This is a genomic window from Candidatus Nealsonbacteria bacterium, assembly GCA_026396195.1.
In the GTDB taxonomy this organism is placed as follows: Bacteria; Patescibacteriota; Minisyncoccia; order Minisyncoccales; family JAGGXC01; genus JAPLXH01.
In genome coordinates this window covers 126,319-149,585 of record JAPLXH010000006.1, presented here as the reverse complement: position 1 = coordinate 149,585, position 23,267 = coordinate 126,319, and the positions used below count along the sequence as shown (strand labels likewise).

The following is a 23,267-nucleotide window of genomic DNA, read 5'->3' as shown; positions in this document are numbered from 1 at the left end:
ACAATACCTTCACAAAGATTGGATGTTAATGGCCAGGTGAGAGCCACTGATGTTTGTACTACTGCCGGCACATGCTTGAGTACTGCTGGCGGAGGTTTCAGTAAATGGACAGATTCGGGCAGCAATATTTACAATAATAATACCGGCAATGTTGGTATTGGAAAAAACAATCCTTCAGAAAAATTGGATGTGAATGGTAATATCAAAGCCAGCGGCGATATTTGTACTGGCAGTAAGTGTTTGAACTCTGTCGGCGGAGGTACTAATTATTGGGTAGGAGGTTCTGGCAGCAGCATTTACTATAATTCGGGAAACGTTGGTGTTGGAAATTTAACTTTAAATCCAAACGGTAGGATTACCGGCCTTATAAATCCAACAGTAAATTCAGGGGCGGTTCCTAAAAGTTACGCTGACCATTTTTTTGCAGCACCTAGAACTGAACCAATGGAATGCAGGCTAACTTATGCCGCAAGGACTATTTCTTCTACTAATCCTGCGTTGACCTGGACTGTTTCGTGCGCGTCGGACGAAGTGGCTATATCTGGGGGAGTTCAAACCAATGGTGTCTTTAACCTTTATGTTTCTTCTTGGCCCGGTCCATTAAATAAAGACTGGACTTGCGTTGCTAATTATTATGCCGTTGTGCCAGGCTCTCAAATTGCAAGTTGTTATGCTCGGTGTTGCAAACAAACCATGATGATTATGCGTTATCTTGAGTATTGTACTTACTATGGCTATGCTGGTTGTGGCTTATCCAATCCTCCTCCCTTGCCCTAATAAAAAAAGTAATTATTATAGTTATCGCATTAAGATTAGCAGGAAATTTAAAATAGGAAATGGAAATCTTTCGTTTTTTAAATTTTAAAAAAAAGAAAAAATTTTTTTTCTTTTTTTGGACTAAAAAAACAAATTTTAAAGGCTTTACATTGATTGAAGTTTTGGTTTCTTTGGTTATCATTATTTTATTGACCACTTTGGTTATGGTTAATTTTGAATGGGGCGGGTATCAGTTCGCCCTTAAGCGGTCTCTTTATAAGCTTTCTCAGGACATCAGAAATGTTCAGGAAATGGCGATATCTTCCAGAAAAGTAGAAGGGGTTTCTCCCACGGGCGGATGCGGAATTCATTTTAATCTTTTAGAATCAACCTCAAGCTATATTCTTTTCGCTGACACTGACTATAACGGCATTTACAATCCTTTAGCTGGCGATTTAATTATAGGAAACGAGATAGAACTGGAAAAAAATGTTGCAATTTATAATCTTTCTCCTATGGTGGGCGGGGCTTTAGATATTGTTTTCCTTCCCCCTGACCCTAAAATTAAAATTAACGGAACCGAAGCAATTCAACCCCAAAATGCCAATATTTATCTTTCTGCTCCTACCGGAGCCACGGGCACAGTTTCGGTTAACAGCGTTGGTTTGATTGAAAACGACCAATAATTATTTCAAAAGATGAAAAACAAGGGTTTAACTTTAATTGAAGTAATAATTTCCCTGTTTTTATTGACCATGGGCGTAATGGGAACTTTTGTTATTCTGCAAAAAATTATCGGTTACGGTTCTTTGATTTCTTCCAGATTAACCGCTGCTTATCTGGCCCAAGAAGGGATTGAGCTTGTGAGAAATGCTAGAGATACTTATTGGTTGGACGAAAGCATAGATTGGTCGCCCGATTTTCTAGAAGACATTAATTTTTGCAGCAGCGCTGGCAATGGTTGCAAGATAGATTATAACGACTCCGATTTTAGCAATTACAATGATTGGGATTATTTGAAAATAGACAGCGGTTTTTATAATTATGACTCCGGTGTTAACACCAAGTTTAAAAGAAAAATTACAATTGACGTAGGCGCTTCCAGTCAAGACACGTTAAAAGTTATAGTTGAGGTAAGCTGGCAAGACAAAGGTCAGTCCAATAAAATTTTAGTTCAGGAAAATTTATATAACTGGTGGGGAGATTAAAAATGAAAAAAAATATCAACAAAAATATCAAAAAAAATAAAAATCAAGGATTTACTTTGGTTGAAATTTTAATTTCAGTTACAATATTGGTCATGATTTTTAGCATAGTTTCAGGTTTGTTTTTTTCCGCTTTGCAGTCTCAGAGAAGGTCGTTGAGCCTTCAGAGTCTTTTAAAGGAAGTCAGTTATGCTATGGAATATATGAGCCGACAATTAAGAATGACCCAGAAAGACGATATTGGATGTACGGCCTTAGACCCGCTGGAATATAAGAATTACGCTACTACTGTCAGCAGTATAAAATTTAGAAGTTACCATGAGGACCCGCAATGCTTGGAATTTTTTTTGGAAACCGGTAGCAACAGATTGAAAGCAAAGAGAACTATAACAGCACCATCTGAGGATTATCTAACTTCCGAAAACATAATAGTGGAATCTTTTAATATTATAGTTGAAGGAGACGAGCCCTCAGATGAGACCCAGCCAAAAGTAACAATTTCTTTAAAAGCCAGGGCCAAAGGCGCAAAACAAGAATCTCAGCCCGAAATTCAAATTCAAACTACAGTTTCCCAAAGAAATCTTGATATTTAATGAAAAAAAATAATTTTAAAAATCAAAAAGGAGTCGCAATTTATTTGGTTTTAGTGGTAATGGCTATTTTTTTAGACCTTTCCTTGGGATTAAGCATGATTTTGTTCGCTGAAATTTTAAACGTCAGAGAAATAGACTATTCGGTAATTGCTTTTTATGCAGCTGACAGCGGGATAGAAGAGATATTTTATAAGGATTTAAAAGAATGCACCAGTGGATTGGGTTGTAACACCACATATTGCGAGAGTGACTGTCTCGCCGGTCTTCAAAGCGGGCAGGTTTTTTCAGGGACAATGGAATCGGAGGCTAAGTACGTAGTTGGTTTTGAGGAGGGCGCAACAAAAACAGCCAGTTCCACTGGTTCTTTTCAAGAAACCAGACGGGCCATTCAGGTTGATTATTGATATGGAAAAAAAATCCGCCAGTTGGCGGACCGCCAAATGGCGGAAAAAAAGAATAGAAAAATTAAAAGAGGTGATTAACTATCACCGCTATTTATACCACGTCTTAAACAAAGAAGAACTTTCTCCGGAAGCTTTGGATTCTTTAAAACACGAGCTTTATAATCTGGAAAAAGAAAATCCGGAATTTATCACCTTAGATTCCCCGACCCAAAGAGTGGAGGGAAACGTTGCTAAAGGGTTTTTAAAAGTGGAGCATAGGTTTCCCATGCTTTCAATTGAAGATATTTTTTCCCAAGAGGAGCTCAAAGACTGGGAAAATTATTTAAAAAGATTGATTCCTTTTGAAAAAATTGAGTATTTTACAGAACTTAAGATCGACGGCTTCGCCGTGTCCTTGATTTACAAAAACGGTATTTTTTTCAAAGGAGCGACAAGAGGGGATGGAAAAACGGGCGAAGACATCACCCAAAATTTAAAAACCATTGAAAGCGTTCCTTTAAAGCTTTTTTTCCATAAAAATTTAAAAACTGAATTAAAAGAAATCGAAGAAAATTTTAAAAAAATAATATTAAAAGGAGAGATTGAAGTTCGAGGGGAGGTTTATATGGAGAAAAAGGATTTCGAAAATTTTAACGAAGAAAGACGAAAAAAAGAAGAGGAGCCGTACGCCAATCCCCGTAACTTAGCAGCGGGTTCCATCAGGCAATTGGACTCTAAATTAGTTGCCAAAAGGCCTTTAAAATTTTTAGCTTACGACCTAATCACTGACACTGGCCAGAAAAAACATTCGACAGAACATCAGATTTTGCCAATTTTGGGATTTAAAACCGACCAAGGAAAAAAATGTAAAAACATCGAAGAAATTATTTCTTTTTGGCAAGAGATTAAAAAAAACAGGGAAAAACTGCCTTTTCAAATTGACGGCATAGTGATTAGCGTTGATGACAACTTTGTTTTCAAGAAATTGGGAATAGCCGGAAAAAGCCCTCGGGGAATTAGGGCTTTTAAATTTTCTCCCAAGCAGGCCGCTACTCAAATTTTAGATATTAAAATTCAAATCGGCAGAACCGGAGTTGCGACTCCGGTGGCTTTTTTAAAACCGGTCCAGGTTTCAGGAACCCTGATTTCCAGAGCAACCTTGCATAACGAAGACCAAATAAAAAGATTGAGGGTTAGAATCGGAGATACCGTTATTATTGAAAGGGCAGGGGATGTGATACCCGCAGTTGTTAAAGTTTTGCCAAAATTGAGGAGCGGCTCAGAAAAAGAATTTAAAATGCCGGAAGCTTGTCCCATTTGCAGCGCAAGGTTAATTAAGAAAAAAGATGAGGTTTTAAAACGCTGTCCCAATTTAAATTGCCAAGCCCGGAAGCGGGAATTGTTTTATCATTTCGCTTCCAAAAAAGCTTTTAATATCAAGGGCTTGGGCCCTAAAATCATAGATAAATTGATGGATGAAAAATTAATTTCCAGAATTTCGGACATTTTTACTTTAAATGAAGGAGATTTATTGCCTCTTGAAAGGTTTGCCGAAAAATCAGCAAAGAACTTAATTTTATCTATCCAAAAAAGCAAAACCGTTTCTTTGGCTAAATTTATTTACAGCTTGGGAATTTTCCACGTCGGGGAGGAAACAGCCATTTGTTTGGCTGATTTTTTCGGCGGAATCAATGAGTTGATTAAGGCTTCAAAAGAGGATTTAAAAAAAATTCCGGATGTGGGGCAGGAAGTTTCCAAAAGCATTTTCAATTGGTTCCTTTCAAAAAATAATTTAAATTTAATCCGTGAGTTGATTGCGGCGGGAATTAAAATTTTACCGTTAGAGAAAACGGAGAAGGACCTAGCCGGCAAAACTTTTATTCTCACTGGCACTTTAAAAAATATTACCCGGTTTGAAGCGGAAAAGAAAATCAGGTTATTAGGCGGCCATCCTTTGAATTCGGTTTCTCGAGCGACAGACTTCTTGGTCCTAGGGGAAAATCCCGGTTCGAAACTTGAAAAAGCCAGGCGTTTTGGTGTAAAAATAATAGACGAGAAAGAATTTTTGAAGATGTTAAAATTTTAAATTAAATGCCTTTTTTAAATCGGATTAAAAATTGGGACTGGATTTTGGTCGTCAGCGCCGTTTTATTGGTTTTAATAGGTCTAGCTTCGATTTACAGCAGTTCTCTGGGAAAGGAGAATTTTTTTAATTTTAAAAAACAGATTATTTTTTTAATTTTAGGATTGTTTTTAATGTTTTTTTTCAGCTTGCTTGACTGGAGATTTTTCAAAAGCAATTCTTATTTGATTTTATTTTTTTATTTTTTATGCATTTTGTTGCTGGCGGGTCTTTATATTTTTGCCCCTTCAATCAGGGGAGTGAGAAGTTGGTATAAATTAGGGCCTGTTTTTTTTGACCCGACCGAAATCATCAAAATTGTTTTGATAATTTTACTGGCAAAATATTTTTCAATGAGGCATGTTGAGATGTACCGGTTAAAGCATATTATTTTATCGGGAGCTTATGTTTTGTTACCGGCTCTTTTAATTTTTTTTCAACCGGAATTGGGGTCAACCTTGGTTATTTTTTCTTTATGGATAGTCGTGCTTTTAATTTCGGGAATTCAAATCCGCCATTTTCTTTTGCTCTGTCTGGTTATTTTTTTAATTTCAATTTTAGGTTGGTCTTTCTTTTTGAAAGATTATCAAAAAGAAAGAATTTTAACATTTTTAAATCCTGGAGAAGTGGCTCCTCTTGGAATCGGCTGGAATCAAAAACAGGCGGAAATCGCCATAGGTTCGGGAGGTTTTTTTGGCAAGGGTTTGGGAAAAGGTTCCCAGACTCAATACGGATTTTTGCCGGAAAATCAAACGGACTTCATTTTTGCCAGTTTGGCCGAGGAAACCGGAATTTTTGGAGTAGGCGTTCTATTTATTTTATTTTTAATTTTTATCTGGCGGATATTAAAAATTGCGATTGCTTCCGGAACCAATTTTACCCGTCTTTTCGCTTCGGGATTAGTCGCTCTTTTTGTTTCCGAATTTTTTATAAATATCGGCATGAATCTGGGCGTTTTACCGATTGTCGGAATCTCTTTGCCTCTGGTCAGCTACGGAGGAGCGGGGTTAATTATGGCTTTTGTGAGCTTAGGCATTCTTCAAAGCATAAAAATTGAAGATTCATAGCCAAAGAAAGTCTTGTTTTTTGGCTAAACACTGGCGTTTTGTTTATCCACAGCTATCGAGCCTTTCAAGGTCGATTTTTTATTTATATAATACATATAATATACATATATTAGATATCCGATATCAGGAATCTGATATCGGTATTGGAAGTAAAGTATTCATCTTAAGCTTGATATTTAATATGAAAAAAGACGAACAATATATATCACTTCAAGAAGCGGCAAAACACTGCGAATATTCACAGGAATATTTATCTTTGAGAGCTCGCCAAGGAAAATTAAAAGCAATTAAAATTGGCCGGAATTGGATTGTTAAAAAAGAATGGCTGGAGGATTATTTGAAGCGTTTTAATAATAAAAATAAAAACGGAAATAATTTTTTATCTGAAAAACTTCCCCAAGCCCTGTCAAAACCCAAAGAAGCTTTAGTTTTTCCCAAAGAAAAATTTTCTTTCCCGACAATAAAACAATATTATTTTTTAAACCGAAAGTTTTCCATTCCTCTTGTGAAGCATCGGCCTTTTTCAATCAAAGAATTTTATTTTTCAAAAAAATCGGACCTTTTTATTTTCAAAAAAATCGGACTAAATTTTGCAAGAACTTTATTGGTAATTTTTTTAATTAGCGGAGGATTTTTTATTTTTCAAAAATTTGAGGCAAAAAATTTTATAAAAAAAAGCGCAGCGGGCATTTCCCAGGAAATTTTTTTAATTGTAAAAACAATCGACCTTAAAGACGTTCAGGCGGCTAGCGTCATTGTTTTTAAAGAATACGGCCAATGGCTTTTAAGTTCTTTTAAAAATTTACCGACTAACATCGCAAAGAGTTATTCTTTAGCCGATAAATTTGTTGAAAAAAAATTAAAAGGAGGGTATGAGCTGGTTGTTGATTTTTTAAAGCCAAAAAAAGAAATCGCCCAAGAAAAAACAGTCCCCTTGCCAAAAGAAACCCTTGAAGAAAAATCAGAAGAAGGACTGGTGGTTTTGCCTTATGAGGGAGAGGGGACAAGAGAAGAGATTGCAAAAAAAATAAAAGCTTCTTTTTCCGACGAAATAAAGGTTGAGCAAAAAGACGAAAGCTCAGGAATCATTACTCCGATTTTCAGAGACCAAAAAGAAGGCGACAAATATTTGTATGTTTTGGTTCCCTTGAAAAATTAATTTTTAATTCGAAAATGAAAGACAGCAAAAATAATTTAACGAGAAAAACAAAAATACTATTTTTAATCTTGATTTTTTCGGGACTGATTTTTTGTTTTGCAAAAGCAGCCAAAGCCCAGACAGAAGAATTAAACAATTTAAGAATTTTATATCAGGGAGAAATAAAAGACGCCAAGGGAGCTTTGGTTCCGGACGGAAAATATAATTTAAAATTTACCATTTACGACGAAGAAGGAAGAGGCAGCGCTTTATGGAAAGAAGAGCATGTTTTTTACAATTCCGTTTACGTTAAAGACGGAAAATTTAAAATAATTTTGGGCAGATTAACTCCGCTCGAACTCAATTTTAATCAGCCGTCCTTTTGGCTTGGTTCGGCTGTCGGAATTTTGGATGAAAACAACAATATCAACTGGGGAATAGAAACAAAACCCAGAAAACCAATAATTTCCCTTCAGGAGCTTTTAAAGGAAAAAGGGCTTGAGCAGCTACAGGAGGACGGGCTGACTGACGAAGAATGGAAAACAATTTTCAGCCTGATAGAAGAAAAATTAAAAATTCAACCGGACTTAGTGGTTCTTTTTGATAACCAACAATTAGAAAATTTGGGAGAAACCGGAGGGGTGGCCAGCTCTAAATTGTTTGACGTGCTCAAAAACCTGGTAACATTTATCAGCGATAAAATTTCCCAGATTTTTGAAGAAATTTATAAAATAAGGGTAAAAATAGAAGGCATTTCAGCCAAACTGGAAGCGCTTACTTCGATTTTAACCGACATGAAATTCAAAATTGACGTTCTTTATAAAATTTTTGTTGAAGACAAAGGGCTCTCCCCGGTTCAAGGCCCCTTAGAAACGGATTATACCAATAAAAAAACCGAAAGAGTGGTTTTTAAATCAGGAGAAACTTCCTTAATGATTTTTGACCAGTCAGTGAGGGACAACAGCTTAATTTTCGTCAGTTTTTCAGAAGACCCGGGAAGCTCGTGGTGGATTTCCGAAAAAACACCGGGTTCCTCTTTTAACATATCTTTAAAATCGCCGGCTGGAAAAGATTTAATATTTGATTACTGGATTTTAAACGAAGAAGAGGGCGATAAAGAAGATTCATTCCAAGAGAATCCAATTATAGAAAACCCGGGACAAACTGAAAGTAAAGAAACAAGCACCAAAGATATAATTATTGAAGAAAAAATGAATGAAGAGGTTTTTCAAACTACTTCAACGGCTGAAAATATAGAAAATCCAACAGAAATAATCTTGCCTTTACCGGGAGAGCAGATTCCTTTAATTCCGGAAAATCCGCTAATCCCGGAAAACCCGGAAGGATAATTTTTTTCAAATATTATTTTTATGGGTTTTCTTATAAAAAGATTTAGCAAAAAATCATTAATCTCAGGAGGGATTTTTTTATTTTTATTTTTAGCTTTCGCCGGTTTTTATTTTGTTTTTGCCGAAGAAACAAAAATAATTTCCCAATATAAATTAGAGGGGTCTCGCCTTGAAATTCAACAACCTTCCAATCTTAAAAAAATTCCTTTAACCAAAAAAGAAAACAACAAAGAACAGATTTCTGGAGAAGTAAATATCGTAGACCAGTATTTGATTTCCGGGATTCCTGAAAACGAGTTTTTGGAAAAATACTCCCGGTTAAAATCAGGTTTTAAAGATTTAAAAATGGAGATTGAGATTGACCAGCCGTTGTTTAAAAAAGAAATTTTTTTTCAGCCCAAAAGCTTTTTAGGAAAAATAAAGTCGTTGTTTTCGGATGAAAGTTTGCCGGACTACAGGCTGACAAAAGAAATTAAAAATACTGATAAAAAGTTAGAAACAAGTTTTGGAATTTCCAAAATAAACCTGAAAACCGCTTATGAAGAAATAGAAGAGGGAAAAGTGAAGCAAGCAATGTTTTTAGAAAACAATTCTGACCAAGAAATAAATTTCCAGCTGAGTTTTGTCAATTCAATAGGAGCTGACTCAGTTTTTTTGGGAGGCAAAGAATACAAAGTTTCCGACAGGCCCCGGCTTTTATCTTCTGAACCTGGCAGTTCGATTTCTTTTTCCTCTGATGTCTTGGGCCAGCATTTAAGCTATGATTTTTCTGATTTGCTGAAATTTAATCCGGAAATCTGGCTTTCCAAAGGCGAATCCGATAATTTGCTTTTAACCAAGCTTTATCTTTCTATTTTACCTCATTCTTCCTTAGGTATTGACCCAATTTATCAGGTAGACACCAGTACTTCTAATAATGTTACTGCTTATAGTTTTCAGAGAAAAACTTGGCATGACGGGAGCAGATACTGGGCATCTTTTTGGTCAGGAACATTAATGACTACCACTACTCTGGAGTTTTGGTATTCAACTACGAGCGAGGAAGGCGCAAGATGGACGCAAAACACAAGCGCAAGCATTAGTTTGCCCAGATTAACCGGCGCCAGCAGTGATTTTTCTGTTGATTGCGACAAAACCTACTGCTTTATTCTTTATCATGGTAATGCAGGAGTTAACTACTATGTTTATGCCCGAAGCGCAAGCAGTTATCCGGCTATTAATTTTTCTTGGGGAAGCGCTGTGACGGTTGTCTCCGGCATTCGTTTGATGGATAAAGTTCATTTAGCCAGGTCAATAAATGGATATCTTTTTGCATCTTATCAGCTTGCCGGCACTGGTCTGTTGGGTTATTCCTGGATGATGGCCAAATCAAGCAGCACAAATAGCGTCAGTTCTTGGAAGACCTCGGAAGCAATTGATAGTGATGTTGATGATATTGGACTTCTTTATTACGGGGTTACTGTTCCTCGGGGCAGTATCAGTACGATGTTGGCTATTTATAATGTCAGCCAAGACCTTGTCGCCTCAGAAATTAAATCAGTAAAATATAACGGGACTACTTGGGATACGACTAATGCTACTACGGTTGATTATTTACATCTTAGTGGGGCAGGGAATATTTCAGCTATTTATGATGACACAAACTATGATGTTCATCTTCTTTATAATGCCAGCAGCGCTCAAGAAAATAGTGATGTTGTAAAATATAAAATGTGGGATAACAGCGCAGGAACTTGGGGCTCGGCTGTAACGCTTTTTAATACTTCTACGGTAAATACCAGTGATTATGTTTCCATTTCCATTGACGGAATGAACAAGAATCTTTATGCTTTTTGGATAAATGCCAGCAGTACCGGCAGTCCCACCCAATATAGGATATTATACAGCACATCAGCTTCTCCTTATACCAGCTGGACAACAGCCCAAACCTTGTATTCAACAACAAGCAGGGTATTAACCTCGCTGACTTCCAATTATTTTCCTTATGCCAGCACGGAAAATGACATGTTTGCTGAGTTTATGGTGAGCACGGGCACCAGTTATTATGCTGTTAATTTTGTTAAAATTGACGGAGGTGTCGCCGCTCCCTCAAACGCTGCTCCGACAATTGGAACTGTGATTTTAAACGGCGGCAATAATATTACCTTGACCGAGAACGCAACCGCTACAATCCAATCAACCACTACGGTTACAGACACAGACGGTTACGGAAATATTACTTCAATAACAGGGAAACTTTATAGGTCAGGAGCGGGAAGCAGTTGTTCTGCTAATGACAATAATTGTTATTCAAACTCTGCCTGCGCTACCAGCTCTTGTTCCGGCAACGATTGTACTGCCACTTGCAGTTATAATGTCTGGTTTCATGCCGACCCCACAGACGCTTCTTCTACTTACCCTACTGAAAATTGGATTGCCCAGATGACAGTGACTGACGCTTCCGCTGCTTCTGCTTCAGCCACTTCAGGAGTGGAGATGAATACTCTCCAGGCCTTGGATATTTCAGTTTTAACTCCTTTGTACGACTCTTGGTTCTATCGCAAGAAAATAACCATACCTAAAGTAGCAATTAATGATTTAACCGATTTCCCAGTTTTAGTTTCTACTACCAGCGCTGATTTATCATCAAAAGCCCAATATGATGGTGATGATATTTTATTTACTTCATCGGACGGAACAACCAAAATATCCCATGAGATAGAAAAATACGCTTCTTCTACGGGTGAACTGGTAGCTTGGGTAAAAACCAACCTTTCTTCAACCACAGATACTTATTTATATATGTACTATGGAAACGCTACTGCTTCTAATCAGCAACAGGCAACCAGTGTCTGGGATAGTAATTTTATGATGGTTCAACATATGAACGGCGCATCATATGACGCGATTGATGATTCTACGAATTATAATAATGACGTCACGGCTGCCAGCGGTAGTGCCTTCAGCCAATCAGGTCAAATTGGATATGGCGTTGATCTTGAAAAAGATAATTCAGATTATTTAAGTATTCCTGATTCGTCTAGTTTGCGTCCGGCAAATGGAATAACAATGGAAGCATGGTTTCGCGCTGAATCGCTTTTTCCAAGCGGAAGTACGGGTGAAAGGATTTTTAATAAGGGAATCGTAACTTCTCCTAATTATGGATACTCATTTTTGGTATATTCAAACGATTTTCTTTGGCAAATGTATGCAGGGTCATTAAATCAATATGATTTTAATACTACTGTTTCAACCAGTACATGGCATTATGTTGCTGCATCATATGACAAACAATATATGCGTGTTTATCTAGATGGTTCACTCATAGACGCTCTTGCCGAAACTGATTCTATAACCCACAATTCAAGCGTTTCTCTTTATTTAGGCAGACACAATTCTGCACAAGAATGGTTTGATGGACTTCTTGACGAAATGAGAATTAGTGATAGCGGCAGAAGCGCGGCTTGGATTTCTAATTCTTACAGCAATCAAAGTTCACCATCTACTTTTATGAGTTTTGGAACCGAAGAATCAACTTCAACAGGTCCCGACAGCACTAATTACGGAACCATGTATCCGGGAGAAAATACTGGCACTTTGAATCAGTTTACGACTCTTACCAATACCGGCAACGTGGCGATAGATATTTATCTTTACGGGGCCAATATGGCTACTAACAGTTATTCTATAGATGTCGGTCAGCAAGAATATTCTACTAGTTCCGGAGTAAATTACGGTTCAGGGACTGATTTGACTTCTTCAATCAGCACGGCTGTTGAAGTGGATTTGCCTAAAACAACCAGTCATCCTTCCGTTTCCACAGATGATATTTACTGGGGATTGGCGATTCCTTTTGGTCAATTTGCCGGTTTTTATACAGGAACGAATACTTTTGAGGCAAAAGCTGATTGATATTGATTTCTATAATTAAAAATTAAATTCGAAATCAAAAAAAGTTTTCCCCAATAAATTTTTTTTAAAAAAATTAATATGATATGATATATATGTAAATTAAAATTGTATTAAAGACCGCGTTTTAATAAAAAAATAAATAATATTTTTTAGTTTTAAATTAACAAAAAGAATGGCGAAAAAAATTAAAAACTCTCTTCCTTGGTTGACCATGCTGGCTATTTGTTTTTTGGTTCTTTGCGGGGCCGGCCTTGTTTTAAAAGAAATAATGGCTGATACGGCTCAACCTTCAGTGACGGTGGGCAACTCTGCTCCGACGATAGGAACAGTAATTTTAAATACCAGCACCGCCATTACGATAAATGAAAACACTTATGTTACGGTCAGCGGAACAACTACATTCACTGATAATAACGGATACGCAGATGTTACATCAGCAACCTCTACTCTATTTCTTAATAACACCACCACCTGCGGGAGCGGAAGCACCAATCCTAACTGGTGTTATTATATCAGTTCCTGCGCCACCAGCAGTTGTGCCGGACTTTCTTGTACCTTAACCTGTTCAGCTAATGTTTGGTTTGTTGCTGAACCTTCGACCGCCAGCAGCAGTTATTCAACAAAGGCCTGGCAAATGGATATAACAATTCAAGACAGCGGGGGCAATGCTACTACCGGATCCTCCAGTCAAGAATTAAACGTTGCTTCTTATATGAGCGTTGGTACTAGTACGGAATACGGCACCGTTAATCCGGGCGCTACCAGTAGCAATATAACCACCGATGCTACTAACACGGGCAATTATCATATTAATGCTGAATTGTCCGGAGTTAATATGCAAACCGGCGGAGCTACAGCTTCAATCGCAGTAGGTCAGCAGAAATACTCAACCGGTACAATAGGCGATTGGAGCGCAGATGGCACAGCCTTAACTATTGGAGCTACTATTTTTGACCTTGTTTTGCCCAAACCAACTGTGACCACTTCTAACAGCACAGATATTATTTATTGGGTGATAAACATATCAACCTCAACGCTTCCCGGTGTTTATAACGGAACCAATACTTTCAACCCTATTTATGCAGCGTCATAATAAATAAGGCTTAGGGTCGCAATAGAATTGAACGCAAGGTTGTTATGGTAAATCAAAAAATGAAAAAATATATTATTCCAATTTTAATTGTTTCTTTAATTGGAATATTCGGCGGAACTTGTCAGGTTCTAGCTGGCTTTGGAGTGAGCCCTCCCTTTATAAATAATAACCACCTAAGACCCGGCTCTAATTTTGAAGAAACTATCTATTTGGTTAGGGGCCAGCCCACCGAGGACTTAATAGCCGAAATAAACATTGATGCTCCGGAAATTGAGAAGTGGATAACCATTGAAAAAGGATTAAGGTTTCTTTTGCCAAAAGATGTCCAGCAGTTTCCGATGAAAGTAATTATTAATATTCCTGATGACGCAGCTTATGGAAACTATCAGGGTTATATCAGAGTCAGGGTAATTCCTTCCGGATCATCGACGGGCGGCCAAGTGACTAATCTTCTAGGCGGAAGAATTGATGTCGGCTTGACCGTTTCAGAAGAGGGATTTTCCGATTTTAGATTAAAGGGGCTGAGTATCCCTGATTTTGAAAAAGGAGACCCTCTGGTTTGTTTGATGGTTTTGATTAATACCGGGAACATTAAGACCAAGCCGACAAAAGTTCATTTTGATATTTACAATACCGCCCATACTCAGATAATTAAGAGCGGAGATATTTTTGACATGGATTTTGTCGAGGCTTTCCAGGAAAGTCAGATTCAAGGGACCTTGCCCATTAATTTGGAAATAGGCGAGTATTGGGCAGACGTCACTCTCTACAAAGAAGAAGTCCCGCTGGATGCTTATAAGGTTTATTTCAAAGTGGTTCCCGAAGGAACTTTAAATAAAGAGGTTGAAAAAACAAAAGGCTTAAGCACGATTGATTATAAGCTGGGAGGGATAACTATTGTTATGGTTTTAGTAATGCTGGCCTGGATAAACAAGGATAAAATAAAAACTGTTTTTAAAAGAAAATAATCAAAATTTTAAATTAATGTGGCAAAAAATTTTAGATTTATTTCCGAAATAAATATTTCAGTAAAAAATTTTTTTAAAAAAAAAGGAGTTGGGATATTACTCCTTCTTTTCTTTTCTTTTTTTGCTATTTTTTCTTCGGAAATTTCAGCACTAAGTATTACACCTTCGGTGACGATTGTGACTCTTTCAGCCCCGACTAATTTAACAGCTATAGCTTCGAGTCCATATCAAATAGACCTTTCTTGGGATTCAGTTACAGAAGCTGATTATTATAAAATTTATCGAGAAGGAAGTTTTATTGCTTCAACTACCCAAGTTTCTTATTCGGACATTGGACTGTCTTCGGCTACCACTTATACTTATAAGGTTTCAGCCTTAGATAGCGGAGGAACAGAATCTTCTCAAAGCGATTCAGCTTCGGCCACCACATTATCATTGCCTAGCTTGGAAGCGGAAGAAACAGGGGGTCCCACCCTTCTTCCTCCGCCGCCTGAAAATCCTTCAGTCGTGATAAATAATAATTTAATTTATACGAATTCTGTTAAGATTTTTTTGAGTCTTTTTGCTAAGAATGCTTCTATAATGGCAATCAGCAATAACCCTGATTTTAGCGGAGACGTTTGGGAAAATTATCAGCCCCAAAAAGAATGGTTTTTAACTCCAGGGGAAGGTGAAAAAAAAGTTTACGCCAAATTTAGAAGTTTTGCCGGCGGAGTTTCTAATGTTGTTTCAGATTCCATTATTTTTGATTCCACTCCGCCCTTAAACGTTTCCAACTTAGGAGCGAAAGCTCAGGATCGGGAGATAGGGCTAAAATGGGAAAATCCTTTGGAAAAAGATTTTGGCGGGGTAATGATAGTGCGTTCAACTATTTTTTATCCCACTCATATTTATGAAGGAGTTTTAGTTTACAAAGGAGCGGACATTTTTTTTCTGGACAAAGGAGTAGAAAACGGGAGCCGTTATTATTATACTGTTTTTTCTTTTGACAAGGCCGGAAATTTTTCTTCCGGAGCTGTAATTTCTGAAATACCAAGATTTTCTTTGGCGCCGGAAGTCCCTCCGGAAATACCCCCTGAAATTCCGCCTCAAGTTCCTCCCGAAGAAGTGCCGCCAATAGTCAGAGAATTGACCCTAGAGGATTTCAATTTTATTCAGGAAGGAAAAAAATTATTGATTTTTGATAAAGAAACAGTAAGAGTTGAACCGGAAAAACCCTTAACGATTTTTGTTGATTACGAAAAACTGCCCGAGGTTTTAAAAACAATAATGGTTACCTTAAAAAAAGACGGGAAGACCTTTTCTTTTCTTTTAAAAATAGACGGCGATAAAAAACAGTATTCAGCCGTAATTCTTCCGCCCGAACCTGAAATTTATGCTTTCGATATTTTTATCATTAATTATAAAAACCAATCTCTAAAAAAAATTTCGGGCAAAATGATAATCAAAAAAATCGGAATTTTAGAGCTTGGAACCGGCTGGGCAGAAGCGCAAAAACCCGAGATTAGATTCTCGATTTTATGGCTGATTATTTTATTGGTTTTCCTTACATATATAATAAGGAAGAAAAGAAGAAAAAGAAGGGAAGAAAAATATCCGCCAATCGGCGAAAAACAAGAAATAAAGAAAGTAAGCAATGGTGACTTTGACGGGCTTGACAGTTATTCCAAAAAAGAATAATATTTGGAGTAGATGAATTTTTTAAAAAATTTGTAATTTTTTTTATCTTTTGAACTTTTTTTCTTATTAAAAATTAAAAACTTATTTTTTAACCCTAAAATACAAAAAACCTAGGGGTCTTTTGTTTATTGATTTGCTCTCTAAAAAAGAGTAAATCGGCTTTTCTAAATTAACATGGAAAAAACTCAATTTAAAAGTTTTTCAAAATCAAAAGTTAACTTAGATCTCCCTTATTTGCTTGATATTCAAAAACAGAGCTGGCAATGGTTCGTGGAAAACGGACTTAAAGAGCTTTTTGCCGAAATTTCTCCCATTAAGGACTACACCGGTAAAGAATTAGAGCTTTGGTTTTTAGATTATAAGCTCGGAAAATGCAAGTATAAATCAGACTTGGAAGCAAAACAAAATAACGCTTCTTTTGAAGCTCCTCTTAGGGTTAGGACAAAGCTGGTTAATTTAAAAACCAAAGAAGCAAAAGAGCAAGAAGTTTTCTTGACCGACTTCCCCTTAATGACCGAAAGGGGCACTTTTGTCGTTAATGGCGTTGAGAGAGTGATAATTTCCCAATTAATCCGCTCCCCTGGGGCTTTTTTTACTTTAAACAACAATAAAGGAAAAAAACTTTTTGGAGCTAAAATAATTCCTAATCGCGGCAGCTGGCTGGAGTTTGATACGGAGTTATCAGGCGCTATTTCGTTAAAAATAGACCGAAAAAGAAAAATTCCCGCCACCGCTCTTTTAAGGGCTTTCGGAGTTAGCGATAACAACTCAATAAAGAATCTTTTTGAAGACGTGGATAGGGGAGAAATTAAGTTTATTGAAGAAACCCTGAAAAAAGATTTAACCAAAAATCAGGCGGAAGCGGTAGTTGAAATTTATAGACGTTTGAGGCCCGGGGACATGGCGAGTTCGGATACAGCCAGAGAGCTTTTAGAGAATATGTTTTTCAATTTTGAGAGATATGACTTGTCACGAGTCGGCCGTTGGAAAATGCGACAAAGAGTGCCTGACCTTAAAAAGAGTAAAGAAGAAGAAATCACCAAGGAAAATCGGGTATTGAGCGTTCAAGACCTCGTCGCTGTTTTAAGAGAAATTATCCGCTTAAACAATACTCCTGATGCAAAGCCGGACCAAATTGACCATTTGGGAAACCGCCGGGTCAGGAATTTGGGAGAATTCTTACAGAATAGATTAAGAGTAGGACTGATGAGAATGGAAAGAATTATAAAAGATAAAATGTCCACCCTTGATGTTTATACTCTAGCTCCGATTCATTTGATAAATCCCAGGCCCTTTATGGCGGTGGTTAAAGAATTTTTCAGCTCTTCCCAGTTTTCCCAGTTTATGGACAATGAAAATCCTTTGGCGGAACTGGAACACAAAAGAAGATTGTCGGCAACGGGACCAGGAGGTTTAACCCGGGAAAGAGCCGGTTTTGAAGTCAGGGATGTTCAGCCCTCTCATTACGGCAGAATTTGCCCGATTCAAACTCCCGAAGGTCCTAATATCGGGCTGGTTAACCATTTAGCCGGTTTTGCTAAGGTCAACGCTTTTGGTTTTATTGAAACTCCTTATTTTAAAGTTAAAAACGGAAAAATTACTTCGGAGCTCCATTATCTTTTAGCTTTTGAAGAAGAAAAATATAATATTGCTCACGGCGGCACTCCCATTGATGAAAAGGGCTGTATTATTCCTGAAAAAGTGGAAGCCAGGATCAAAGGAGAGCCGGGAGAAATAGAAAAATCAAAAATTGATTTTATTGATGTTTCTCCCCAGCAATCAATTTCAATCGCGACTTCTCTTATACCTTTTTTACAAAATGACGATGCGAATAGAGCTCTTATGGGTTCTAATATGCAGCGCCAGGCCGTTCCTCTTTTAAACCCAAAAATGCCTCTTGTTATGACCGGCAATGAAAAAAGAGTTGCTCAGGATTCGGGGCAGGAAATTTTAGCTCAAGATTCCGGCACAGTAGAAGAGGTGGATTCCAATCACGTAAAGTTAAAAACCCAAAATGGCCAGATTAAAAATTACGAATTAAGAACTTTTGTTCGAACCAATCAATATACTTGCTTTCATCAAAAACCCAGAGTTCAAAAGTTCCAAAAAGTGAAAGCCGGCGATATTTTGGCTGACGGCGGAGGAATCGATAATGGATATTTGGCTTTGGGCCAGAACGTTTTAGTGGCTTTCTTAGCTTTCAGGGGAGAGACCTACGAAGATGCGATTGTAATCTCCGACCGATTGATAAAAGAGGATTTTTATAGCTCTATACACATTGATAACTTCGGTTGCGACGTCAGGGAAACAAAATTAGGGCCTGAAATTACCACTTATGATATTCCCAATGTCGGAGAGGAAAAACTTAAAGATTTGGACGAAGAAGGGATTGTAAGGGTTGGAGCTGAAGTGGGGCCGGGTGATATTTTGGTCGGTAAAATTTCCCCTAAAGGGAAAGAAGATTTGACGGCCGAAGAGAGATTGCTTGGCGCTATTTTCGGCGAAAAAGCCAAAGAGGTAAAAGACACTTCTCTTAGAATGGAGCATGGGAAAAAAGGAAGAGTGGTAAAAGTAAAGGTTTTTAACAGAGAAGAGTCCAATTTGGAACCGGGAATAATAAAAAGAGTGGAAGTTGAAGTTGCTCAATTAAGAAAAATAACGCCCGGAGACAAATTGGCCGGCCGTCATGGAAATAAGGGCGTGGTTTCAAAAATTTTACCGGCCGAAGAAATGCCATTTACGGCAAACGGCGTGCCGGTTGATGTTGTTTTGACTCCCCTTGGGGTGGTTTCAAGAATGAATTTGGGTCAAATTTTGGAAACTCATTTGGGATGGGCCGCAAGAGAATTGGGATATGTGGCGATAACTCCTCCTTTAACCGGGGCTAATGAAAAGGATATCAAGGAAGAGCTTAAAGCGGCCGGTCTTCCTGAAAGCGGTCAAATTACTCTTTATGACGGAAAGACCGGAGAGGCTTTTCCGGAAAAAATTACCATCGGCTCAATGTATATGATGAAACTGATTCATATGGTGGAAGACAAGGTCCATATGAGAGCTATCGGTCCCTACTCTTTGATTACCCAGCAACCCTTGGGTGGAAAGGCGCAGTTTGGCGGTCAAAGATTCGGAGAAATGGAGGTTTGGGCCTTGGAAGGATACGGCGCGGCTAATGTTTTGCAGGAAATGCTGACTATAAAATCGGACGATGTCCCGGGAAGAGCGGCTGCCTACGAAGCCATTTTAAAAGGAGAACATATCTCTCCACCAAACTTACCGGCCTCCTTTAATCTATTAGTCGGAGAATTAAAAGCTTTGGGTTTGAACGTTGAAATAAAAGGAAAAACAGAAGAAACTTTTTCTAAATCAAAAGCCAAAGAACAAACACCAGAGCAATAAAAAAAATAAACCCAATTAATTTATGCGAGTCATAGATTTAGATTCAATAAAAATTAAACTGGCTTCTCCTGAAGATATTTTTTCTTGGTCTCATGGAGAAGTCACCAAGCCCGAGACGATAAATTATAGAACTCAAAGGTCTGAGAAAGACGGCCTTTTTTGCGAAAGAATTTTCGGGCCCACCAAAGACTATCAATGCTATTGCGGAAAATACAAGGGAGTAAGGTTTAAAGAAGTGGTTTGCGACCGTTGCGGAGTAGAGGTAACTAAATCTCAAGTCCGTCGGGAAAGAATGGGCCATCTTAATCTGGCTACCCCTTGTTCCCATATCTGGTTTTTAAGAGGCATGCCTTCGCGCATGGGCCAGGTTTTGGATTTGCCGATGCAAAAATTGGAAAAAGTGATTTATTTTTCAGCTTATATTATCACTAAAGTTGATAAAGACGCCCAGAAAAAAATTCTTGACGAAATAGAAAAAGAATATAAAACCAAAGTAAAAGCCGGTCAAAACCAATTTGAAAAGGACAAAAAGAAACTTAAGAATGTTTTGCAGGACCTGAAAGACGCCAGGGAAAAAGCCAGAAAAGAAGTTTCAGAACTGGAAAGTTTAAAAATATTATCGGAAATCGATTATCAAAATTTAGCCTTAAAATACGGAGAAGTTTTTGAAGCCGAAACCGGGGCGGAAGCTTTGGTAAAAATTTTTAAAAAAATTGATTTAAAAGAAGAAATTGAAAAATTGAAAAAACAGCTGGAAAAAGAACTGATTGATAAGAAAAAAATCCTGAGAAGATTGAAGCTTTTTAAAAAAATGCAAGAAGAAAGAATAAGGCCGGAATGGATGTTTTGGGAAACTCTGCCCATTTTGCCTCCTGATTTAAGGCCAATGGTGCAGTTGGAAGGCGGTCGGTTCGCTTCTTCCGATTTGAACGACCTTTATCGCCGGGTGATTAACCGGAATAACCGCTTAAAATATCTTTTAGAAATTTCAGCTCCGGAAGTGATTGTTAGAAACGAGAAAAGAATGCTTCAGGAAGCGGTTGACGCCTTAATCGATAACGGCATGAGAAAGGCCCAGACAACTAGGTCAACCACCGGCGGAAAAAGATTATTAAAGTCGTTGGCTGACATGTTAAAAGGCAAGGAAGGGAGATTCAGGAGAAATTTATTGGGAAAGCGAGTGGATTATTCCGGGAGGTCGGTGATTGTGGTGGGGCCGGAACTTAAACTTTCGGAAGTTGGTCTTCCCAAGAAAATGGCTCTGGAATTGTTCAAACCCTTTGTCATACATAAAGTTTTAAATAAAGAATTAGCTTATAATGTCAGGGGAGCTTCCCGATTAATTGAAGAAAAGACTCCCGAAGTTTGGGCTTTGCTGGAAGAGGTGGTTCAGGACAAGTTAGTTTTACTTAACCGAGCCCCAACTTTGCATAGATTGGGAATTCAAGCTTTCAAGCCCGTACTGGTGGAAGGAGAGGCCTTAAGAATCCATCCCATGGTTTGCCAGGCCTTTAACGCTGATTTTGACGGAGATCAAATGGCGGTTTTCGTTCCTTTGTCGCAGGAAGCTCAAAAAGAAGCCAGAGAACTTATGTTTTCCAGCTTGAATTTGTTGAAACCGGCCACCGGCACTCCGGTCATGTCTTTGAGCAAAGACATAGTTCTGGGCTGTTATTGGATGACAACAATAAAAGAAGGATTAAAAGGCGAAGGAAAAGTTCTGAGCTCTCCCGAAGAGGCGATTTTATCTGAAAGCTTGGGATACATTGATTTGAGGGCAAAAATAAAAATTAAAATAGAAAAGGATTTCATTGAAACTTCGGTCGGTCGGATTATATTTAACCAAGCATTGCCCGTGGGCTTTCCTTTTCAAAATATCAAAATAAAAATTAAAGATCTTAAAAATATAGTCAGTACGATCATTGAAGAGCACAAAGCCCTCATAGGTTATGAACCGATAGTGGAAGAAACTTTGGATAAAATTAAAAATTTAGGATTTGAGTATTCAACGAGGTCGGGTATCTCCTGGGGCATGGACGACCTTCAAGTTCCGGCCATGAAACCTAAAATTTTAGAAGAAGCTGAAAATAAAATTGACCAGATAGAGAAACATTTTCAAAAAGGACTTCTTTCAGAGCAAGAGCGGGATGATGAGATAATCAGCACTTGGCAGGAAGCAAAAAATAAGATTGAAAAAGAATTTTCAAAAACCTTATCAGTTGAAGGCTCCGTTTATACAATCGTTGACTCGGGGTCTCGAGGTTCTTGGTCTCAACCGGTGCAGATGGCCGGCATGAAGGGATTGGTTACCAATCCCATGGGGAATATTATAAAATTGCCAGTTAAGAGCTCTTATAAAGAAGGGCTTAACGTGCTTGAATATTTCAATTCCACTCACGGCGCCCGAAAAGGAACGGCCGATACCGCCTTAAGAACTGCCAAAGCCGGTTACCTGACCCGAAGGTTGGTTGACGTCGCCCACGAAGTGATAGTCATTGAAGAAGATTGCGGTGACAGAAAAGGCATTTTAGTTTTTAAGAAAGACGCGGAAGAAATCGGCCAGAGTTTTTTATATAAGATTTTAGGCCGAGTTTGTCTTGACGAGGTGAAAATTAAAGGAAAGGTTATTGTTCAAAAAGGAGATTTAGTAGATTTTAAAAAAGCAAAAATTATTTTAGACAGCGAAGAAATAAACGAAGTCAGAGTCAAGTCTCCCTTAAGCTGTAAAACTAGCCGGGGAGTTTGTCGGCAATGTTACGGTTGGGATTTGGGAAGAAATCAATTAATAAAAATGGGAGAAGCTGTTGGAGTTATAGCCGCTCAGGCAATCGGAGAGCCTGGTACCCAGCTTACCTTAATGACATTTCATACCGGCGGAGTAGCCGGCGGAGGGGACATTACTCAGGGTTTGCCTCGAGTAGAAGAAGTTTTGGAATTGCGCTCGCCAGCCGGAGAGGCGGTAATGAGCCAGGTTGACGGCAAGATAATAAGCGTGGATGCGAAAAAAGGTATAATTAAAATTGCTCCGGACTTGGATTCAAAAAAACTGAAAGAAAAAGAAATCGAATATTTAATTCCTTTAGACTTGGCTATGTGGGTGAAACCTGGCCAAAAAGTTAAACGAGGAACACAGCTTTGCGAGGGGAGCTTAAACCTTAAAAAATTATTTAAATTAACCAGCTTGGAAGAAACTTGGCGGTATGTTGTTCAAGAAATTCAGAAAATTTATTCTTCTCAGGGGGTGGATATTCACGATAAACACATTGAAACCATTGCCAGGCAAATGTTCTCTCGGGTAAGAATAAAAGATTCGGGTGACTCTGATTTTATTCCCGGAGAGATAGCCGAAAGATCGGAAATAATTGAAGAAAACGAAGTGCTTAAGAAAGCCAATAAAAACTTAATTAAAGCAGTTCCCATTTTGTTGGGTATTTCAAAAGTGGCTTTGACTACGAAAAGTTTCTTATCCGCCGCTTCTTTTCAGGAAACTTCCAGGATTTTAATAAAAGCCGCCATTGAGGGTCGGGAAGATAAACTTTTGGGATTGAAGGAAAACGTAATCATTGGTAAACTGATACCAGCGGGCACCGGATTTAAAATAAAACAAGAAACTAAATAATTTATTT

15 protein-coding genes are annotated in these 23,267 nt (G+C 38.0%); all 15 read left to right on the top strand.

The features are described from left to right. The coding region (locus NTU58_02410; protein ID MCX6764538.1) for a hypothetical protein at positions 1 to 777 on the top strand (777 nt) is incomplete at its 5' end. A gap of 59 nt (positions 778 to 836) precedes the next feature. Further along, positions 837 to 1,442 carry a type II secretion system protein gene (locus NTU58_02405; GenBank protein MCX6764537.1) on the top strand — a complete coding sequence of 202 codons (606 nt, stop codon included), beginning with the start codon at positions 837 to 839 and terminating at the stop codon, positions 1,440 to 1,442. Positions 1,443 to 1,454: 12 nt separating this feature from the next. Then, the gene (locus NTU58_02400) at positions 1,455 to 1,964 is read left to right on the top strand and encodes a prepilin-type N-terminal cleavage/methylation domain-containing protein (protein ID MCX6764536.1); all 510 of its coding nucleotides are present in this window, start codon (positions 1,455 to 1,457) and stop codon (positions 1,962 to 1,964) included. 2 nt (positions 1,965 to 1,966) lie between these two features. Next, the gene (locus NTU58_02395; protein ID MCX6764535.1) at positions 1,967 to 2,554 is read left to right on the top strand and encodes a prepilin-type N-terminal cleavage/methylation domain-containing protein; all 588 of its coding nucleotides are present in this window, start codon (positions 1,967 to 1,969) and stop codon (positions 2,552 to 2,554) included. Then, positions 2,554 to 2,958, top strand: a complete 405-nt coding sequence (locus NTU58_02390) for a hypothetical protein (GenBank protein MCX6764534.1) — start codon at positions 2,554 to 2,556, stop codon at positions 2,956 to 2,958. The genes NTU58_02395 and NTU58_02390 overlap by 1 nt, the downstream gene beginning before the upstream one ends. A gap of 1 nt (position 2,959) precedes the next feature. Then, positions 2,960 to 5,023 carry an NAD-dependent DNA ligase LigA gene (gene ligA / locus NTU58_02385; GenBank protein ID MCX6764533.1) on the top strand — a complete coding sequence of 688 codons (2,064 nt, stop codon included), beginning with the start codon at positions 2,960 to 2,962 and terminating at the stop codon, positions 5,021 to 5,023. A 5-nt stretch (positions 5,024 to 5,028) separates the two neighbouring features. Further along, positions 5,029 to 6,126: a rod shape-determining protein RodA gene (gene rodA / locus NTU58_02380; protein MCX6764532.1), complete on the top strand. Its 1,098-nt coding sequence runs from the start codon at positions 5,029 to 5,031 to the stop codon at positions 6,124 to 6,126. Between the two features lie 181 nt (positions 6,127 to 6,307). Further along, on the top strand, positions 6,308 to 7,285 hold the full coding sequence (locus tag NTU58_02375) for a helix-turn-helix domain-containing protein (GenBank protein ID MCX6764531.1): 978 nt from the start codon (positions 6,308 to 6,310) through the stop codon (positions 7,283 to 7,285). 14 nt (positions 7,286 to 7,299) lie between these two features. Then, on the top strand, positions 7,300 to 8,613 hold the full coding sequence (locus NTU58_02370) for a hypothetical protein (protein ID MCX6764530.1): 1,314 nt from the start codon (positions 7,300 to 7,302) through the stop codon (positions 8,611 to 8,613). A gap of 21 nt (positions 8,614 to 8,634) precedes the next feature. Further along, positions 8,635 to 12,504, top strand: coding sequence for a DUF2341 domain-containing protein (locus tag NTU58_02365; GenBank protein MCX6764529.1), 3,870 nt, complete (start codon positions 8,635 to 8,637; stop codon positions 12,502 to 12,504). Positions 12,505 to 12,676: 172 nt separating this feature from the next. Next, on the top strand, positions 12,677 to 13,597 hold the full coding sequence (locus NTU58_02360) for a hypothetical protein (GenBank protein MCX6764528.1): 921 nt from the start codon (positions 12,677 to 12,679) through the stop codon (positions 13,595 to 13,597). 44 nt (positions 13,598 to 13,641) lie between these two features. Then, the gene (locus NTU58_02355; protein ID MCX6764527.1) at positions 13,642 to 14,565 is read left to right on the top strand and encodes a hypothetical protein; all 924 of its coding nucleotides are present in this window, start codon (positions 13,642 to 13,644) and stop codon (positions 14,563 to 14,565) included. Positions 14,566 to 14,583: 18 nt separating this feature from the next. Then, positions 14,584 to 16,245: a hypothetical protein gene (locus NTU58_02350; GenBank protein ID MCX6764526.1), complete on the top strand. Its 1,662-nt coding sequence runs from the start codon at positions 14,584 to 14,586 to the stop codon at positions 16,243 to 16,245. Positions 16,246 to 16,419: 174 nt separating this feature from the next. Then, positions 16,420 to 19,641 carry a DNA-directed RNA polymerase subunit beta gene (locus NTU58_02345; protein ID MCX6764525.1) on the top strand — a complete coding sequence of 1,074 codons (3,222 nt, stop codon included), beginning with the start codon at positions 16,420 to 16,422 and terminating at the stop codon, positions 19,639 to 19,641. Positions 19,642 to 19,663: 22 nt separating this feature from the next. Then, entirely contained in the window at positions 19,664 to 23,260 is a 3,597-nt protein-coding gene (rpoC, locus tag NTU58_02340; protein ID MCX6764524.1) for a DNA-directed RNA polymerase subunit beta', read from the top strand. Positions 23,261 to 23,267 lie beyond the last annotated feature (7 nt).

Coding starts and splice junctions, on each gene's coding strand:
- NTU58_02405 (MCX6764537.1), top strand. CDS start 837: ATGGAAATCTTTCGTTTTTTAAATTTTAAAAAAAAGAAAAAATTTTTT.
- NTU58_02400 (MCX6764536.1), top strand. CDS start 1,455: ATGAAAAACAAGGGTTTAACTTTAATTGAAGTAATAATTTCCCTGTTT.
- NTU58_02395 (MCX6764535.1), top strand. CDS start 1,967: ATGAAAAAAAATATCAACAAAAATATCAAAAAAAATAAAAATCAAGGA.
- NTU58_02390 (MCX6764534.1), top strand. CDS start 2,554: ATGAAAAAAAATAATTTTAAAAATCAAAAAGGAGTCGCAATTTATTTG.
- ligA (MCX6764533.1), top strand. CDS start 2,960: ATGGAAAAAAAATCCGCCAGTTGGCGGACCGCCAAATGGCGGAAAAAA.
- rodA (MCX6764532.1), top strand. CDS start 5,029: ATGCCTTTTTTAAATCGGATTAAAAATTGGGACTGGATTTTGGTCGTC.
- NTU58_02375 (MCX6764531.1), top strand. CDS start 6,308: ATGAAAAAAGACGAACAATATATATCACTTCAAGAAGCGGCAAAACAC.
- NTU58_02370 (MCX6764530.1), top strand. CDS start 7,300: ATGAAAGACAGCAAAAATAATTTAACGAGAAAAACAAAAATACTATTT.
- NTU58_02365 (MCX6764529.1), top strand. CDS start 8,635: ATGGGTTTTCTTATAAAAAGATTTAGCAAAAAATCATTAATCTCAGGA.
- NTU58_02360 (MCX6764528.1), top strand. CDS start 12,677: ATGGCGAAAAAAATTAAAAACTCTCTTCCTTGGTTGACCATGCTGGCT.
- NTU58_02355 (MCX6764527.1), top strand. CDS start 13,642: ATGGTAAATCAAAAAATGAAAAAATATATTATTCCAATTTTAATTGTT.
- NTU58_02345 (MCX6764525.1), top strand. CDS start 16,420: ATGGAAAAAACTCAATTTAAAAGTTTTTCAAAATCAAAAGTTAACTTA.
- rpoC (MCX6764524.1), top strand. CDS start 19,664: ATGCGAGTCATAGATTTAGATTCAATAAAAATTAAACTGGCTTCTCCT.